The sequence below is a fragment of the Pauljensenia sp. 20925_1_25 genome (assembly GCF_041433955.1).
Classification (GTDB): Bacteria; Actinomycetota; Actinomycetes; order Actinomycetales; family Actinomycetaceae; genus Pauljensenia.
Genome location: NZ_JAPWCL010000007.1, coordinates 84,036 through 101,201 on the forward strand (window position 1 = coordinate 84,036; position 17,166 = coordinate 101,201).

General features: G+C 65.2%; 16 protein-coding genes and 1 riboswitch. Of the genes, 12 read left to right on the forward strand and 4 right to left on the reverse strand.

Annotated elements, in window-relative coordinates; all coding sequences use genetic code 11:
• From O3932_RS04885 to O3932_RS04930, 10 genes are all read left to right on the forward strand, one after another.
• Positions 1-945: a methionyl-tRNA formyltransferase gene (locus tag O3932_RS04885; protein ID WP_371536638.1), complete on the forward strand. Its 945-nt coding sequence runs from the start codon at positions 1-3 to the stop codon at positions 943-945.
• Complete coding sequence (locus tag O3932_RS04890; protein WP_009648186.1) at positions 942-2,414, forward strand: transcription antitermination factor NusB; 1,473 nt, start codon at positions 942-944, stop codon at positions 2,412-2,414. The genes O3932_RS04885 and O3932_RS04890 overlap by 4 nt, the downstream gene beginning before the upstream one ends.
• Before the next feature lie 10 nt (positions 2,415-2,424).
• Positions 2,425-3,087 carry a ribulose-phosphate 3-epimerase gene (rpe, locus tag O3932_RS04895; protein WP_291450690.1) on the forward strand — a complete coding sequence of 221 codons (663 nt, stop codon included), beginning with the start codon at positions 2,425-2,427 and terminating at the stop codon, positions 3,085-3,087.
• 103 nt (positions 3,088-3,190) lie between these two features.
• Positions 3,191-3,319: riboswitch (FMN riboswitch) on the forward strand.
• A gap of 55 nt (positions 3,320-3,374) precedes the next feature.
• Positions 3,375-4,148 (forward strand): ABC transporter permease, encoded by a 774-nt coding sequence (locus O3932_RS04900; protein WP_371536642.1) that lies wholly within the window; start codon positions 3,375-3,377, stop codon positions 4,146-4,148.
• 11 nt (positions 4,149-4,159) lie between these two features.
• Positions 4,160-5,197: an ABC transporter substrate-binding protein gene (locus O3932_RS04905; protein WP_314567248.1), complete on the forward strand. Its 1,038-nt coding sequence runs from the start codon at positions 4,160-4,162 to the stop codon at positions 5,195-5,197.
• Between the two features lie 55 nt (positions 5,198-5,252).
• Positions 5,253-6,182 (forward strand): YafY family protein, encoded by a 930-nt coding sequence (locus O3932_RS04910; RefSeq protein WP_299240744.1) that lies wholly within the window; start codon positions 5,253-5,255, stop codon positions 6,180-6,182.
• Positions 6,175-7,110 carry a YafY family protein gene (locus tag O3932_RS04915; RefSeq protein ID WP_009648189.1) on the forward strand — a complete coding sequence of 312 codons (936 nt, stop codon included), beginning with the start codon at positions 6,175-6,177 and terminating at the stop codon, positions 7,108-7,110. Before O3932_RS04910 ends, O3932_RS04915 begins: the two co-directional genes overlap by 8 nt.
• Entirely contained in the window at positions 7,107-9,872 is a 2,766-nt protein-coding gene (locus O3932_RS04920; protein ID WP_371536645.1) for a DEAD/DEAH box helicase, read from the forward strand. Before O3932_RS04915 ends, O3932_RS04920 begins: the two co-directional genes overlap by 4 nt.
• 18 nt (positions 9,873-9,890) lie before the next feature.
• Positions 9,891-11,504 carry an apolipoprotein N-acyltransferase gene (lnt, locus tag O3932_RS04925; protein ID WP_371536648.1) on the forward strand — a complete coding sequence of 538 codons (1,614 nt, stop codon included), beginning with the start codon at positions 9,891-9,893 and terminating at the stop codon, positions 11,502-11,504.
• Positions 11,505-11,523: 19 nt separating this feature from the next.
• Positions 11,524-12,309: a polyprenol monophosphomannose synthase gene (locus tag O3932_RS04930; protein WP_371536652.1), complete on the forward strand. Its 786-nt coding sequence runs from the start codon at positions 11,524-11,526 to the stop codon at positions 12,307-12,309.
• Here the strand turns inward: O3932_RS04930 and O3932_RS04935 are convergent.
• A complete protein-coding gene (locus O3932_RS04935; protein WP_009648188.1) occupies positions 12,306-12,671 on the reverse strand; it encodes an RNA polymerase-binding protein RbpA in 366 nt (121 codons plus the stop codon). The genes O3932_RS04930 and O3932_RS04935 overlap by 4 nt on opposite strands.
• Positions 12,672-12,833: 162 nt before the next feature.
• Between O3932_RS04935 and O3932_RS04940 the strand changes: the two genes are divergently transcribed.
• A complete protein-coding gene (locus O3932_RS04940; RefSeq protein WP_371536655.1) occupies positions 12,834-13,577 on the forward strand; it encodes a phosphatase PAP2 family protein in 744 nt (247 codons plus the stop codon).
• Between the two features lie 33 nt (positions 13,578-13,610).
• Positions 13,611-15,125, forward strand: a complete 1,515-nt coding sequence (locus tag O3932_RS04945) for an Hsp70 family protein (RefSeq protein WP_371536657.1) — start codon at positions 13,611-13,613, stop codon at positions 15,123-15,125.
• A gap of 120 nt (positions 15,126-15,245) precedes the next feature.
• Here O3932_RS04945 and O3932_RS04950 read toward each other — a convergent pair whose 3' ends face one another.
• The 3 genes from O3932_RS04950 to O3932_RS04960 all read right to left on the reverse strand — a co-directional run bounded on the left by O3932_RS04950 (position 15,246) and on the right by O3932_RS04960 (position 17,126).
• A complete protein-coding gene (locus O3932_RS04950; RefSeq protein ID WP_299240736.1) occupies positions 15,246-15,797 on the reverse strand; it encodes a MerR family transcriptional regulator in 552 nt (183 codons plus the stop codon).
• A gap of 125 nt (positions 15,798-15,922) precedes the next feature.
• Positions 15,923-16,690 (reverse strand): MerR family transcriptional regulator, encoded by a 768-nt coding sequence (locus O3932_RS04955; RefSeq protein WP_315294370.1) that lies wholly within the window; start codon positions 16,688-16,690, stop codon positions 15,923-15,925.
• A gap of 1 nt (position 16,691) precedes the next feature.
• On the reverse strand, positions 16,692-17,126 hold the full coding sequence (locus O3932_RS04960) for an FHA domain-containing protein (protein ID WP_034505589.1): 435 nt from the start codon (positions 17,124-17,126) through the stop codon (positions 16,692-16,694).
• Positions 17,127-17,166 lie beyond the last annotated feature (40 nt).

A 17,166-nucleotide genomic window follows, 5' to 3' on the forward strand; every position in this document is an offset into this window, starting at 1 on the left:
GTGCGCATTATTTTCGCTGGAACCCCCGAAGCAGCAGTCCCGACGCTGCGTGCCCTGCTCTCTTCTTCCCACGAGGTCGCCCTGGTCATCACCCGCCCTCCGGCCCGCCGTGGACGTGGCAAGACCATGCATCCATCCCCGGTTGCCGAGGTCGCCGCGCAGGCCGGTGTGGAGCTGCTCGAGACCACGACGCTGAAGACCCCCGAGATCGGTGAGCGTCTCGCTGAAGTTGGCGCTGACCTCGGCGTTGTCGTGGCCTACGGTGGCCTGGTTCCTCCCGCCGTTCTTGCGATGCCCACCCACGGCTGGGTGAACCTGCATTTTTCCGACCTGCCCCGCTGGCGGGGGGCCGCGCCCGTGCAGTGGGCAATCCGCGAGGGCGACCCCGCGACTGCCTCGTGTGTCTTCACCCTCGAGGAGGGCCTGGACACGGGCGACGTTTACTCTCGCGTGGAGGTTCCCATTGGCCGTGAAAGCGCAGGTGAGCTGCTGACGTCGATGGCGCAGGCCGGGGCTGGCCAGGTGCTCGCCGTGGTTGATGCGCTCGAGGACGGCAGCGCAACGGCGATCCCTCAGCGCACCGAGGGCATCACGCACGCACGACGCCTTGAGCATGCCGACGGCTACGTGTCTTTCACCCATGATGCCGCGCACGAGGACCGCGTCATCCGATCCGTCACCCCCAACCCGGGGGCCTACACGGTGCTGCCCGGCCGCGCGCGCATGAAGCTCGGCGTGGCCACCCCCGTGGAGCGCGACGATCTGGAGCCGGGCCAGCTGGAGGTCACCAAGAAGCAGGTTACCGTCGGCTGCGCACGCGGCGCGTTGGTCCTCGGGCAGGTTGCCCCCGCCGGTAAGTCGTGGATGGATGCCGCCGCGTGGGCCAGGGGAGCACGGCCCGATGCCGGGATGCGCCTTGGCGGAGAGCTGGAGGATGCACGATGAGTGAGCGTCGCTATTCCGACGGGTACCGCAAGCTGCGGCGGGCCGACGAGCCCCGTCGCATCGCCTACGAGGTGCTTCACGAGGTGGCCACCCAGGGTGCCTTCGCGAACATCGTCTTGCCCAAGGCGCTGCGTCAGGCACGCCGAGAGGGTCACTTCAGTGATCGGGATGCCGCCTTTACCTCCGAGCTCGTGCACGGCACGCTGCGCGCCATCGGTCGCCTCGACTGGGTGATCGCCCGCCACGTGGATCGTCCGCTGGCTGACCTGGATCCGCGTGTTCTGGTCCTGGCTCGCATGGGCGCACACCAGCTCCTCGATATGCGCGTGCCCGACCACGCGGCCGTGTCTGCGACGGTCGACGTCGCGCGCGAGCACCTGACCGATGGTCCGGTTCGCTTCGTCAACGCCGTCCTGCGCTCGATTACCCGCGAGGAGGATGCCGAGCGCGAGGCCGCATTGGCCGCTATCGAAGATGAAGACGAGGCCCTGGGTGTGCGTTACTCGCACCCCGCGTGGATGGTCCGTGCCTTTCGCGAGGCTTTGGAGGCGCACGGCTACTCGACCGACGAACTCGAGGATCTTCTCGCCGCCGACAACGAGGTTCCCACGGTCACCCTGGTGGCCCGCCCGGGACTCATGAGCGTCGACGAACTGGCAGACGAAGCTGAGGACATCCTGGATACTCGCGTCGCACTCGGCGCGGTCTCCCCGCGCGCTGTCCTGCTCGAGTCGGGTGACCCCGCCCGACTTCCTTCGATCCGCGATGGGCGTTCGGGTGCCCAGGATGAGGGGTCCCAGCTCGCCGCGATGATTGCGGCGCAGGCCCCCGTTAACGGGGGAGAGGACGCCCGCTGGCTCGACCTGTGCGCCGGCCCGGGCGGCAAGGCCGCAATGCTCGCTGGGCTGGCCGCTGAGTGTGGAGCACGCGTGACCGCTAACGAGGTTCACCAGCACCGCGCACGCCTCATTGAACGCACGACGCGCCTGTATGAGTCGATCGAGGTCGTCAGCGGCGATGGGCGAACCTTCGGTGGTGGCCAGAGTGCCTGGCCGCTAGCCTCCTTCGACCGAGTCGTCGTTGACGCCCCCTGCTCGGGCATGGGATCGATGCGCCGACGCCCTGAATCCCGATGGAATCGCACGCCCGGTGACGTCGAGGAGCTGACGGTACTCCAGGCCGAGCTGTTAGACCGCGCGGTCGCCCTCACGCGTCCCGGCGGCGTCCTGACCTACATCACGTGTTCCCCGCACGCGGCCGAAACCCGCGACCAGGTGATCCGTCTCCTGGAGCGTGGCGAGGTTGAACTCCTTGACACCGTTGCCCTGGCTGACGAGTGCGCGCCCTACCCCCTCGAAGTACCACCCGCGGCAGGCCGCATCTCGGGGACGCAGGGACGTACTCTGCAGCTGTGGGACCACCGGTTTGGCACCGATCTTATGTTTGTGGCGTGCCTACGCAAGCGTTAGCATATGCGTTATGAGCGCCACGATTAGCCCGTCGATCCTGAACTGCGATATCGCCGATCTGCGCGGCGAACTCACGAAGATTGCCGGTGCCGACGTCGCCCACGTCGACGTCATGGATAACCATTTCGTGCCCAATCTGTCCTGGGGTCTGCCGGTCGCTGAGGCCGTCGTCAAGTCGGGCATTCTGCCCGTGGACGCACACCTCATGATTGAGGATCCGGACCGCTGGGCACCGCAGTACGCGGAGGTCGGCTGCCATTCGGTGACGTTCCACGCCGAGGCCGTGGCCGCGCCCCTGCGCTTGGCCCGGGAGCTGCACCGTCTGGGAGCGCGGGCTGGCCTGGCCCTCAAGCCGGCGACGGACATCGCTCCCTTCGTCGATATCCTCAATGAGTTCGATATGATCCTCATCATGACGGTCGAGCCGGGATTTGGCGGACAGTCTTTTATCGAGCAGATGATCCCCAAGATTGAGCGCACCCGCGCCGCGATTAACGCTGCCGGACTCGAGGTCTCGATCCAGGTGGACGGCGGTATTTCGCGCGCGACCATCGAGCGCGCGGCGATGGCGGGTGCTGACAACTTTGTCGCGGGTTCGGCGGTTTTCCGCGCGGAGGACGCCCACCGCGAGGTCGAGGCGTTGCGCGAACTCGCTAATGCTCATACGCACTGAGCGCACACCTGTACGGATGAGCGGGACGAGGCCCAGGCCTCGTCCCGCTCTTGTCCTGCGAGCACGTGTCGCACGTGACGGGTGCACGTGGCACAATGGCTGGCGAGTACTCCGGGGTCGGTGAAAGTCCGAACCGGCGGTGATAGTCCGCGACCCACCCTCACAGATTAGGGCGGTTGAGCCGGTGAAATTCCGGCACCGACGGTTACAGTCCGGATGGGAGGAGTGCATGAGGTGCATCCGTGCGCCTGCTGTGCTACGCGTACCCCGGTGTCGGAAAGTTAGTCGTGGCATCTCGGAACAAGCCTCACGGTGCTCTCGCCGTGGCAGCACCGATCATCTTCCTCGCCCTCATGCTGGCGGGGTGGTGGCTCTCGACGACGCTGACCGGCATCGAAGCCTGGCGTCTGCCCACCCCTCAGTCCGTCGTCGCTAAGGGGCGTCTCGTGCTCGCCCTCCCGATGACGTGGGAGAGGGTTCGGATTACGGGTGCTGAGGCCATTGCGGGGTGTCTTCTCGGATCAGCCGTCGCATTGCCGTCGGCCTACGCGATCTATCGCTCGCGGCTGCTGGCCGCTGCGGTCGAACCCTTCCTCGGCGCGACGCAGGCGTTGCCCGCCATTGCTATCGCGCCCATCCTGGTCCTGTGGGTCGGCTATGGTTTTGTCGCCATCGTCGTTCTGTGCGCCCTCATGGTGTTTTTCCCGATCCTCGTCTCCACGGTGGTTGGCCTGCGTCATATTGACCGTGAGTTACTTGAAGCCGCCGCGCTCGATGGGGCCACGGGGTGGTCGATGGCCTGGCACATGGAGCTACCCCTCGCCGCGCCCGCCATTTTGGGTGGCCTGCGCAACGGCTTCGCGCTGTCCGTCACGGGTGCTGTCGTGGGGGAGATGGTCATGGGCGGAACCGGCCTCGGGCAGGTACTCACTCAAATGAGAAACAACGTCGACACCGCCGGGATGTTCGTCATCATCATCATTTTGTGCACGGTGGCGACCCTCCTTTACACGATCGTGTACCGGATCGAGCGGTCCAAGCGTTACGACATCACGCAGTGAAGGAGAACCCCTTGAACACGTCTCACGCTCTTCGCCTCGTTGCCCTCGGCGCGTGCGCCTCGCTTGCCTTGGCGGCGTGCGCCCCCGGTGGGTCGGCCACTCAGTCGGGTTCCAAGGACGCCTCGAACGTCACGATCGGCCTGACCTACATTCCCAATATTCAGTTCTCACCCGTGTACGTGGCCGACGCGCAGGGCATGTATAACGAGGCGGGTATCGACGCGACGATCCGCCACCACGGTTCGCACGAGGGCTTCTTCACGGCGCTCCTGGCCGGCGAGGAGGACGTGGTGATTGCCTCTGGTGACGAGGCTGTCGCGGCCGCCGCACAGGGCCTGGACATCGTCTCGATCGGTCAGTACTACGCCTCCTACCCGGGGACGGTCATCGTCCCGGCGAGCTCTGAGATCACAACGCTGGCTGACCTGAAGGGGAAGACGGTCGGTATCCCCGGCGAGCACGGTGCGAATTACTACGCGACGCGCTCGGCCATGCAGGAGGCTGGCCTGGCCGAGTCGGACGTGACGATTTCGCCGATCGGCTACACGCAGCAGGCTGCTATCGCATCGGGTCAGGTTGACGCGGTCGTCGGCTTCACCAACAACGATGCCGTTCAGATGCGCCTGGCTGGTCTGGAGATTCGCGAGATTCCGCTCGATCCTTCCCACACTCCACTCGTGAGTGCCTCGATCATCACGACGCACAAGTGGGCGCAGGCACACCCCGAGCAGGCGCGCGCCGTCGTGAAGGCGACGACCGACGCGATGAACGCGATTGCGGCCGACCCGCAGATCGCTATCGACGCCACGAAGCCCTGGGATGACTCGCTGGCGAGCGAGGACTCCCTGGCGAGCGCAAACGCGGTGCTTGCGGCGACTGTGCCCCTGTGGCTGGGCACGTCCGGTCACGCGACCGGCATGCAGGACCTGACCACGTGGGCGCAGATGGTGACCTTCCTGGACTCGCTCGGTGAGCTGGAAGGCCCCGTGGATCCCGCGTCGGTGGCGACGAATGACTACGTGAGTCCCGCCGAGGAACCGCAGTCCTGACTCCTGGCGGTGAGCCGTCCCGAAGGACGCGCACGTTTGGACGTAGGGTAGGCGGGTGAGTACCGCTCCTGCCGCGAACGTGCGCGTCCTTGAGCTTTTTGTCGAGCTCCTCGGTGCCCAACCGGGACGCACGAAGGCCCAGCTGCGCGCACTTCCCGGCTATCGAGGACTCGCCGATGATGCCTTCGAGACTCAGTTTCAGCGTGATAAGGATGCGCTGCGCGACGCCGGCGTGCTGCTGAGGATCGGGCGGGGGGAGCACTACAGCATCGACCGGGATTCTCTTGCCCCCGACATCGAGGTGGGGGCCGCGGACCGCGCGCTACTCTCGCTTGCGGCGCGCGCGTGGGACCGCGGGGACGTTCTGGCCGCTTCCGTTGACGCCAAGGCGGCAGCATCCTCGGAGGAGGAGGTGTCCGCACCCGTGATCCGGCTCGGCTTGACGGGGCTAGAAGCCGCGACTGCTTTCGCGCGCGGGATCCGCGAGCGCCGCGTCGTCAGCTTTGAATATCCGGGGTCGGGGGGGTTGACGCAACGTGCGGTGGAGCCGTGGGCGCTGACCGTGCAGGGGAGGGCGCTGTACCTGTGGGGGTGGGACTTGGATCGGTGCGCGCAGCGCACGTTCCGTGTTTCGAGGGTGCGCTCGAGTGTGGAGTTCCTGGGGGAGAGCGGCGATGCGTCGGTCGCGCCCTCAGGTCCGGCCCCGCGTGTCTCGTCGCTGGTGTCTCCGCTCGTGTGGGTGCGCTCGGGCAGCGCGGCGCGTTCGCTGCTCCTCGGGTACGAGGCCGTGGCTGAGGCTGTTGATGAGCGTTCTCCACGGGAGGGCTGGGAGTCCATGGCGTTGGAGGATGGCGAGCTGGGCACGTGGATTGCCCGCCTGCTGCCGGTGGCTGTCGACGTTGTCGTGGTGGGCCCCGAGGTGCTTCGAGAGGCGATGTTGGAGCGTTTGCGCGCGGCGGCCGCTTGGGGAGGTGGCGATGCCTGAGAACGTGTCCCTTGCTTTCGTGCGTCTGTCGTCAATGGTTGCGTGGATTGCCGAGCATCCCGGCGTGCACGTGGATGATATAGGCGCGCATTTTGGCCGCACGCGCCGCCAGGTACGCCGCGACATTGAGTACTTGGCATCGGTCGGTGATTCTCTGCCCGGTGAGTCTTTCGAGGTGGACTGGGGGCTTTTCGAGGAGGAGCAGCGCGTGTCGCTGCGCTCAACGTTGGGCGCGAGTACGCCCTTGCGTCTGTCCGAGGTTGAGGCTCAGGCTCTCCTGATTGGACTCTCGGCGATCGCGCCTCTTCTGGCGCCGGACGTGGCCGCGCACTTGCCTCACGCTGCTCTCGTCGTCTCCGCGCTGGGTGGGCTGGGGGAGGCGGGCGGCTCGGGCACGATTGACGCGTCGCCCGCGTCGGCCTCGTCAAGGATCGTGGAGGCGCTGCGTGATGCCCTGGAGCGGCGTGAGCGCGTGTCCTTCGACTATGTGTCGACCCGCGGCCAGGTCTCGCATCGCGTCGTCGACCCGTGGTCGTTGGAGGCCTCGGCGACGGGCTGGCTGCTGCGCGGCTGGTGTGATACGGCCCGTGCTCCGCGCACCTTCGCGGTGGCCTCAATCTCGGATGTGAGGGTGAATGGCCCGCGCCTGCAGGCACCGCGCCGGGTGCGCGATGACGCACCCGCGTGGAGGCTCGACGTGGATCGCCCGGCCCGTTGGATCGCTGACGAGTACGGTGGCACCATTGTCGCTGAGCTGAGCGAGGGCGGAGCGCGCATCGACGTACCCGTATGGAACGACGAGTGGGGCTTGAGCCTCCTCACTGACATCGCAGCCCACGTGCGCGCGGTTTCTCCCGACCGTCGGGCCGAGGCCGGGGCACGTGCCCGCTCCATCATCGACGTGTGGACCCAGGAGGACCAATCGTGAGCCCGAAACGACGCCGACACCGTGCCACCGACAAACGGGTCGAACGCACCGAGGAACGCACGAGCGTCGGCGAGGGCAGTGCGGCCCAGCGCTACGCTGCCTTCCAGGAGCACGCCCGCGCGGCCTCGTCCCTGCGCGGACGCTGGGTGGCGGGACTGAGCTTTACTCCCGATCCCTTCCAGCTTGACGCGCTCGACGCCATCGAGGCGGGCAACTCCGTCCTGGTGGCGGCACCCACGGGCGCGGGCAAGACTATCGTCGGCCAGTTCGGTGCCTACGTGGCCCTGCAGCGCGGCATGCGCGCCTTCTACACGACGCCCATCAAGGCGCTGTCCAACCAGAAGTACCTCGAGTTGTGCGACCTCTACGGGACGGACAACGTCGGCCTGGCGACCGGCGACACGTCGATTAACTCCAAAGCTCCGGTCGTCGTCATGACGACCGAGGTATGCCGCAACATGATCTACGCGGGGGCATCCCTGGATGACCTGGGCGTCGTTGTCCTCGACGAGGTGCACTACCTGGCCGACAAGATGCGCGGACCCGTGTGGGAAGAGGTGATCATTCACCTGCCCGCGCACGTGTCGATCATCGCCTTGTCGGCGACCGTGTCGAACGCGGAGGAGTTCGGGGCGTGGATCCGCGAGGTGCGCTCATCCTGCGAGATCATTGTCTCGGAGCAACGCCCGGTGCCCCTCTACCAGCACATGATCGTCGGGGAGGACATCTTCGACCTGTACGCGCCAACCGGCAAGCGCAAGCTCAACCCCGAGCTGGTGGCCGCTACGAACGACTCGGGGATGCGCGGCGGGCGTGGATCTCGCTCGTGGAATCGACCCATGCGCGTGCGCCGGGAGTCGCGGCCTTCCACACTCATCTCGCTGGATCGCGCCCACCTGCTGCCCGCGATCACCTTCATTTTCTCGCGCGCGGGTTGCGAGGATGCCGTGCGCCAAGTGCTGCTCACGCGTATCACGCTGACGACGCGCTCGGAGGCGGCCGAGATCGAACGCTACGTCGACGAGGTCATCGCCCTGATAGCTCCCGAGGATGCCGTCGTGCTCGGTGTTGACGCTTGGAAGCGTGGCCTTATGCGCGGCATCGCCGCCCACCACGCCGGCATGTTGCCTCTCATGAAGGAGGCCGTCGAGCACCTGTTCTCCCAGGGGCTGGTCAAGATGGTCTACGCGACCGAGACACTGGCCCTGGGCATTAACATGCCTGCGCGCACCGTCGTCATCGAATCGCTGACGAAGTGGAACGGATCGGCGCACGTGTCGCTCTCCGCTGGCGAGTTTACGCAGCTGTCAGGACGCGCGGGACGCCGAGGCATCGACACCGAGGGGCACGCAGTCGTCTCCCACCGCGGGGGAGTGGCACCCGAGGAGGTCGCGGCGCTCGCGTCCAAACGTACCTATCCGCTGATCTCTGCGTTCACACCGACCTACAACATGGTCGTCAACCTGCTGGCCCGCTCAACGCGCACGCAGACCCGAAAGGTCTTGGAGTCCTCGTTCGCACAGTTCCAGGCCGACTCGGCCGTTGTGCAGCTGGCCACGCGTCTGACCGAACTCGAGGCACGGCAGCACGCGATCGCCGATGACCTGACCTGTTCCGCGGGCGATGTCGGCGAGTACCTCACGCTGCGTGATCGCATCAGCCAGGCTGAAAAGTCGGGTGCGCGCGCCCGTAAGCGCGAGACGCGCGACGAGTCTCGTCGGGTGCTTGCGGGCGTACGCCCGGGAGATGTGCTCGCCCTGATCCGCGGGCGTAAGACGCGCCTGTGCGTCGTCGGCGCGAAGGCGACGTCCGCCTCGGGCCGCGTCGAGGTCTCCGTCATCGCCGAGGATGCCACCTGGCGGGCGCTGGCTCCGGAGGATGTGCGCGGCGGTATCGCCGTCGTCGGACACATGTCGATCCCTGGCGGTTCGGCCCTGCGCCGCACGAAGGAACGTACCCGCATCGCTGGAGAGTTGCGCTCGGGTGCGGCCAAGGGATGCTACCCACTGCCCGCCCAGGCCTCGGGCGAAGCGGACACGATCGGAGAGCTGCGCGCGGCCATGCGCGCCCACCCCGCGCACCGCTGCCCTCACCGCGAGGAGCATGCGCGTGCGGGTGCCCAGTGGGCGCGCCTGGGACGTGAGATCGATCTTCTGCGCCGCTCCATCGACTCTCAGACGGGTTCGGTGGCGGCCCACTTTGACCGTGTCTGCGCGGTCCTTGAGCGCCTCGGTTTTCTGGACGGCGACCGGGTGACGGCGTCGGGGGAGAGGCTGCGCCGCATTTTCGGTGAGCGTGACCTGGTGATCGCGATGTCACTCAACGAGGGCGCGTGGAACGACCTGGACGAGGCCGAGCTTGCCTCGATGGTCTCCGCCCTGGTGTATGACTCTCGCAGTGACGACGACGCCAACGAGCTGGCCCCCACCGGTGTCGGCATCCGTCTGCGCACGGCGTGGGAAGAATCCTTGGGAACGCTCGCGCGCGTGCACCGCGTAGAGAAGCAGTGCGGGTGCGACCCGACGCCATCCTTGGATGCGGGACTCATGTCTGCGACACTCGCGTGGGCGCACGGCTCGACGCTGGCCACCGCCATCGACGGGACTGATATTCAGGCTGGTGACTTCGTGCGCTGGATGCGCCAGGTCATGGATTGCCTGGGACAGATCGCTTCCTCCGTGCCCACGAGCGATCTCGCACGTCGGGCCGAGGCCGCCAAGGATCGCATCGGTCGCGGTATCGTGGCCTGGTCCACCATTTGACACTCCGGGGAGGTAGGCATGGTGCATCGGGAGATTTTGCACCGAGTGTCGTTCGCACACGTGTGCGGGGATGCGTTGATCGGAGCCTCCGCTGGCCTGGCCCTGTACTCCGCTTTCCCGCCGATCGGGTGGTGGTGGATGACGATCCCAGCGCTGGCCCTGTTCATCTCCCGCATCGACGAGGCCCGGGCTCCTCGCGCGCTCACCGTGACGGTCGCGTTCGGGATGAGCATGTGGCTGCCTCTTATCGACTGGGTTCCCATGGCCGTGGGCATGAAGCCGGCGTGGTTTGTCCTTGCCTTCGCTCAAACGCTCTTCCTGTGCGGCTGGGTCCTGTTTACGCGGTGGACGCAGCTGTGGTCATGGGCGCGCGGCCCACTCATGCAAGCGCTCCTCTATGCGATCACGTGGGCAGGCGTGGATGCCGCTCGTTCGCGCTGGCCGTGGTCGGGCTTCCCCTGGGGGTCCGTGGCTCTGCCGCAGGTGGATGGACCGCTGGGACATCTGGCACCCTATGGCGGGACGACCGTCGTGACAGCCGCCGTCATCTTCCTCGCGGTTCTGACCCGACGCATGTTCGCTTACCGTGATGCAGCCGTGCGGCGTGAACATTGGTTTTCTCGCCCGTTCCTGGCCGTCTTCGTGCTCGCTGGCGTTATTGCACCCCTGGTGATCCCGCTGTCAAACAAAGCCGAGGAGGGCTACCTGCGCGTCGGCGTCGTTCAGGGCGACATTACTCTGCCGGGTCCGCGGGCCTACAGCCACCCGGGCGAGGTGACGAGCAATAACATGCGGGCTTCGCTCAGCCTGGCAGCCGATCCTGCGGTCATCGACAAACCAATCGACGTGGCCCTATGGGGCGAAGGATCGGTGGATCGTGATCCCGTTGCCTTCGCCGGTATCGGATCCATCGTTGATAAGGCGGCAGTAGCCCTGGATGCGCCGATCCTTATCGGTTACACGAACCTCAACGACCGTGACCGCGTGAAGAATTGGCTTGCGATCTGGCGCCCGGGCGTGGGAATCGACGAGAAAGCACGCTACTCCAAGCACGTGCCCGTGCCCTTCGGTGAGTTCATTCCCTTCCGCGAGCTCATCGCGTCCTTCGCCACCGAAGCCGCCCAGTCCGCCACGGACATGGAGGCCGGGGATGAAACCCCGCTCATGAGGGTGCCTGCTCGCGACGGGCGCCGGGTTCCCGTGGCCGTCGGTATCTGCTTCGAGGGCGCCTATCCCTCGGTCATCGGCGAGGGCGTAGCCCGCGGTGGACAGATGATTGTCACCCCGTCGAACAACTATCACTTCCGTTCCTCCGGCGAGTCTGCACAGCAGGGCCAGCTGTTGCGCATGCGGGCGATGGAGTACTCACGCAGCGCCGTCCAGTCATCAACGACCGGTCATTCCTATGTGATCCGCCCCGATGGAAGTGTGCTCGCTTCTACGGACACGGAGTCTGCGGCGACGCTGGTTGCCGATGTGCCGCTGCGTTCCTCCCTAACTGTGACCGCCCGGGCGGGGGAGACGATCCCCTTCGCGTTCATGGGACTCAGCCTGCTGATCGCCGCCTCGGGATGGGTGAGCGCGATCCGGTGGGGCATCGCCGAACGTGCAGCACGTGCGACCACTCGTTAAAACGGGCAGAATGTGGCTCATGACTACAAAGCAGCGTCTTTCTCCATCACCCCAAGGCGACAACACCCTCATCGTGATCCCCACCTACAACGAGATGTCGACGCTGCCGACGATCCTGGAGGAGATCTGGACCCACGTCCCGGCCGCGCACGTCCTTATCGTCGACGACTCCTCGCCGGACGGCACGGGGGAGTGGGTCGACGAGCGCCGCGCGGGGGAGGAGCGACTGTTCGTCCTGCACCGGCCCGCTAAGTCAGGATTGGCCACTGCCTACGTCGATGGCATGGGCTGGGGCATCGAGCATGGATATCCGTTTATCCTCCAGATGGACGCAGACGGCTCGCACCGCCCGGTGGATCTACCCAAACTGCTGTCCCGTATGGGCGGGCCGGATTGTCCGGACCTCGTCATCGGCTCGCGCTGGGTACGCGGCGGCCAGGTGAATGGCTGGTCGGCCAAGCGCGTCGCTCTGTCGAAGGCGGGCAATTATTATGTCCGTTTTTGTCTGGGGACACCCGTACACGATGCGACAGCGGGGCTGCGGGTGCACCGTTCGTCCTTCCTGTCGACGCATGGCATCCTGGGGCGCGTCGAGGCGACCGGTTTCGGCTTCCAGGTAGAGATGACGGAGCTCGAGCGCTCGCTGGGAGCGACGATTGTCGAGGTGCCGATCACCTTCGATGAGCGCATGGCGGGTGAATCAAAGCTCGACTCGTCGATTTTCGTCGAGGAACTAGCGATGGTCACAAAAGGCGGCCTGAGCCGTCTGGCTCAGGCCGCGCGTTCGCTGTTTCGCAGGGATTAGCCCTTGCGGTAGGACCCCTCGGGGCGCAAGCGACCCTCGCGGTAGGCGGTGAGCTGCTCGGTCAAGACGATCTCGAGTTCCTCGATGGAGCGGCGCTCCAGCAGCATGTCCCAGTGTGTACGCTGAGGCTTGACGGGCTTGTTATCCTCATCTTCCTCAGTTTCGCCGATAAGTTCGGCGGTTTGGCCACACTTGCATTCCCAGGTCGCCGGAGCGGTGGCTTCGCTGGAGAGTGTCACCTCGAACTCGTGTCCATTCGGGCACGCGTAACGAACAATGAAACGATCGGCGAAAACGACGCCGTCCTCGGATTCGAGGGACTTGGCACCGATCTGCATGCCACGCAGTGCGCGGTCAGCCATAACAGCCTCCTGGACGTAGATAAGAAACGTGCCCATTCTACCGGACACGTCAAGCGGAATACTGCACGGCCTCTTCTCACCCCACCCCAACGATCCGATAATGTATATTATGTCCGATTAGCTCCCCTGGTCCCTCGACGCGCACGCGCTAGAGTTACGATCATGACTACGGACCATCACACACAGCAAACGGCGAGACATCCCGTGCGGGAGGTATTGGTCCTCACCCTCGCCTGCCTGACCTATTCCATTCTCTCGTTCCTGGCGCGAGCCAGCGAGAGCGTCGCAGTTGCACACGCGCACGACGTCGTCTCCGCTGAGCGCTCGCTCGGCATTGACATTGAGCCGCCCGTGAACTCATGGCTTGCGGCTCATCCGATGCTCGCCTCACTGGCCTCCTTGCAATATGCCGTGTCGTTCTTTCTCTTTACCGGGCTTACCCTGCTCGCCCTGTGGGTCCGTTCTCCGCAGTACTATTCACGTGCCCGCTGGACGCTCGTCATCATGACGCTGGGCGCGCTTATCACCTACTGGACCTACCCACTTGCTCCCCCACGCCTCGTTCCCGAGTTCGGCATCACGGATGCGGTCGCCCAGCACACCTCCGCGTATTCTCACCTCTTCGGCACCCTCGCCAACCCCTACGGAGCCATGCCATCAATGCATACGGGCTGGTCGGTCTGGGTAGCTTTTATGCTTGGAACCTACGTATGGCGCTCATGGCGAGCGCGCCTCATCGTAACTTTTCATCCAATTTTGACCATCATGACGATTATCGCAACGGGTAACCATTATGTAGTTGACGCTATCGCCGGAACGGCGTATTTTCTGGTCGCATGGACCTTAGTCACAATTACACAGCGCACGTTATCGGAAAATGTGCGAAGCACCGGCGAGACGTTCTAGGAGAGGCTGAAAATGCGCGATAAGGTTAGTCCTATGAGACTCGGAGTAGATTTTGGTACCACGACAACCGCGATTGCTATTGTTGATCGGGGGAACTACCCCATCGTCTCTTTCGTGAACAACCGCGAGGATACGGTGGACTTCATTCCGTCAATCCTCGCGCTGGACGGCGATCATCTCGTCTACGGCTTCGACGCCGAGGATGCTGCCCGCGAGGGTGCGCCCCACCTGCGCTCCTTCAAGCGCCTGCTGTCGGATCCGTCGGTTACCGACACATCCACACTGCGCCTGGGCAACCACAGCATCTCCGTACTCGACGCGCTCACCGGCTTCCTGACGTATGTCGCGCGCACGGTGCGCACGAACTCGTCGGTTGCCTCCGTGCCCGCCTCGGAGAAGCTTGAGGCTCTCGTCGGTATTCCCGCGCACGCCTGGTCTGCGCAGCGCTTCCTGACCCTCGAGGCGTTCCGCCGTGCAGGCTGGGACGTCCTCGCGATGGTCAACGAGCCCTCCGCTGCGGGCTTCGAGTACACGCATCGCCACGCGGGTACCCTGAACTCGAAGCGCACCTCGATCCTCGTCTACGACCTCGGCGGCGGTACCTTCGACGCCTCTATCGTGTCGGCCACCGGCACACTGCACGAGGTCCTGGGATCGCGCGGCCTGAACCTGGTCGGCGGTGATGATTTCGACGTCATCTTGGCGAACCGTCTCGCAGCAGCGGCGGGCACCGACTCCTGTTTGCTCGGAGACGCCGCGTGGGAACGCCTCATCGAGGATGCTCGCTCCGCCAAGGAGGCCCTCTCCCCCTCGTCGAAGTTCATTACCGTACCCGTCAACGGCGAGCCCACGACGATCCCCGTCGCGGACTTCTATGACGCCGCAACACCGCTCGTGAATGCAACGGTCGAGGCCATGGAACCCCTGCTCGTCCCCGATGCCTCCGGGGTCGGTCAGCTCGGCGGTGACGTCGCAGGCCTGTACGTCGTGGGTGGCGGCTCCCAGCTGCCGCTCGTCGCGCGCATCCTGCGTGCCCGCTTCGGTCGCCGCGTCCACCGCTCTCCGCACACGGCAGCCTCGACCGCCATCGGCCTGGCCATCGGTGCCGATCCCGAAGCCGCCTACACGGTGCGCGAGCAGCTCTCGCGCGGCGTCGGCGTGTTCCGTGAGCGCGACGGTGGCTCCTTTATCTCCTTCGACACGCTGCTCGAGCCCAACACGGAGCTTGCTCCCGGCGAGACGCTGACAATTAAGCGCTGCTACCGAGCGGCGCACAACATCGGCTACTTCCGCTTCGTCGAGTACTCGTCGTTCGACGAGTCCTGGGTGCCCCGCGGCGACCTGCAGCCCTGCGGTGAAGTCATCTTCCCCTTCGATCAGAGCCTGCGCCGCAGCGACGTGGACCTTGAATCGATCGAGGTTGTGCGCACCGAGGATGGACCTCTCATCGAGGAGTCTTACATCGTCGACGAGCATGGCATGGTAACGGTCGAGATTACCGACCTGGATACCGCCTACACGATTCGCCGCCCGCTGGGCCGCAAGTAGGCGTCTTTCCCCACCAACAAGAAAAGGCTGTGGGCCAGGCATCAAGCCTGGCCCACAGCCTTTATGTCATGACCGTTGCGCGGCGCATACCTTTACCCTTGCTCGCGCGACACCTCGCACTCAGGAGGCAGTGCGCTTGACGTGACGACGCACAGCCAAATCATCGACGTAGGCACCGTCGGGACGCTCGAGCGGCAGCTTAGCGAGAGACCCCTCGACCTCACGCCAGACGCGTCCCACAGCGATACCGAAAACGCCCTGACCACCCTGTAGAAGATCAATGACCTCATCGGTCGATGTGCACTCGTAGACGGAGGCACCATCGCTCATGAGGGTGATCGACGCCAGGTCGTCCACTCCCCTGTTCTGCAGGGAGCCGACGGCCACGCGCACCTGCTGCAAAGACACGCCTGCGTCCAGGAGCTTCTTCACGATCTTCAGAACCAGGATGTCTCGGAATGAGTAGAGACGCTGAGATCCAGAACCGCGCGCTGCGCGGATCGAGGGCTGGAGCAAACCGGTGCGAGCCCAGTAATCCAGCTGGCGATAGGTGATGCCAGCGGCGCTGCACGCGATGGGTCCGCGATAGCCGACCTCATCCGTTTCAATGCCCTCAAGCGGGTCGCCGAAAAGCATGCCTTGCCGAGATACGGCGCTGGCTTGTGCGCTCACTGTGGGACTCCTTGACGTTGGGTATTGATAAGAACAGGACTACGGTAGTGCACCGACGATGGGCGGTCAACGACCCTCCCGGCGCGTCTAACCTTGAGGTTAGAGATGGAGATTAACGATGAGAGTCAGATCCCCTCATCGGACAGCGCCGACACTGCCACCGTCAGCATCTCGCGATGCAGCTCAGCGAATAAATCACCCAGCTCAATCGCCCGCGCACGTGCCCGCTCGCGGTCAGCGCCACGGCCTCGTCCCCTCTGGGAGGACACCGTCTGGTCGATGATATCTGCGCTGCGCTCCGCACCCTGACGAACGGCGCGCAAGACACGCACGTCAACGCCCGCACACTCCAGGCGCGCGATCGCAGTGACAGCATGAACACACCGGGCCGGGAAATACCCCGCCAAGTCCGGGGTGATCAGGCCGAGGCGAGAATAGCGTTCAAGCGTGTCCATGTCGACGCCCGTCAGGTCAGCCAGATCGCTGGCCGGAATCGCGCGGCGCCCGCCCAAAGACACGGTCTGCCCCTCGGAGGATACGACCTGAGCGACGCGACGACGTGTGGGCGTGTGGCCAGCGTCGAGGGCATCGAGCTGCGAGCGGATCACGCTCAGAGGAGTGAACGAATCACGCTGCTCAGCCAGGACGTAGCGAAGACGCTCCACGTCTGCGGCGGAGTACTTACGGTAGCCCGCCCCCGTGCGCGCGGGGTTCACGAGTCCCTCGCTCTCTAGATAGCGAACTTTCGACAGTGAGATCGCGGGGAATTCTTCCGCCAACTCCTCAACGACACGCCCGATCGACAGCTCAGGGGAATGATCGGCGTCGTGAGGCCACGACGACACGCCCGCAGCGGGGCGCGCGTCGCGGATACGAGCAGCCGATCCTGTCACGTCAGGCCTGCTTGGTCGACGGCTGATAGGTCAGGCGATACTTGCCGATCTGAACCTCGTCGCCCGCACGCAGCTCGACGGAATCAACGCGCTCACGATTGACGTAGGTGCCGTTGAGTGACCCCGAATCGCGCACGATGTGGCGTCCGTTCGAGGCGATGAACTGGCAGTGCTTACGCGACACGGTCACATCATCGAGGAAGATATCGGCTCGGGGCGAGCGACCGGCGTTCGTCACATCGGGGTCGAGGAGGAAACGGGCACCCGTGTTGGGACCACGCTGAACGATCAGCAGGGCCGATCCGGCGGGCAGCGCCTCAACAGCCTCGCGATCACGGGCAGAGAGAGCAACCGGGGCCTCCTCGACGTCATCCGTGAGGGGCATCAGGCCGAAAACGGACGTTGCTGTAGGGTCAAAAGGCTGGTTGTCGGACATGGTGCGCTCCAAAGGTCTCATAACGGGACTGTCATATAAG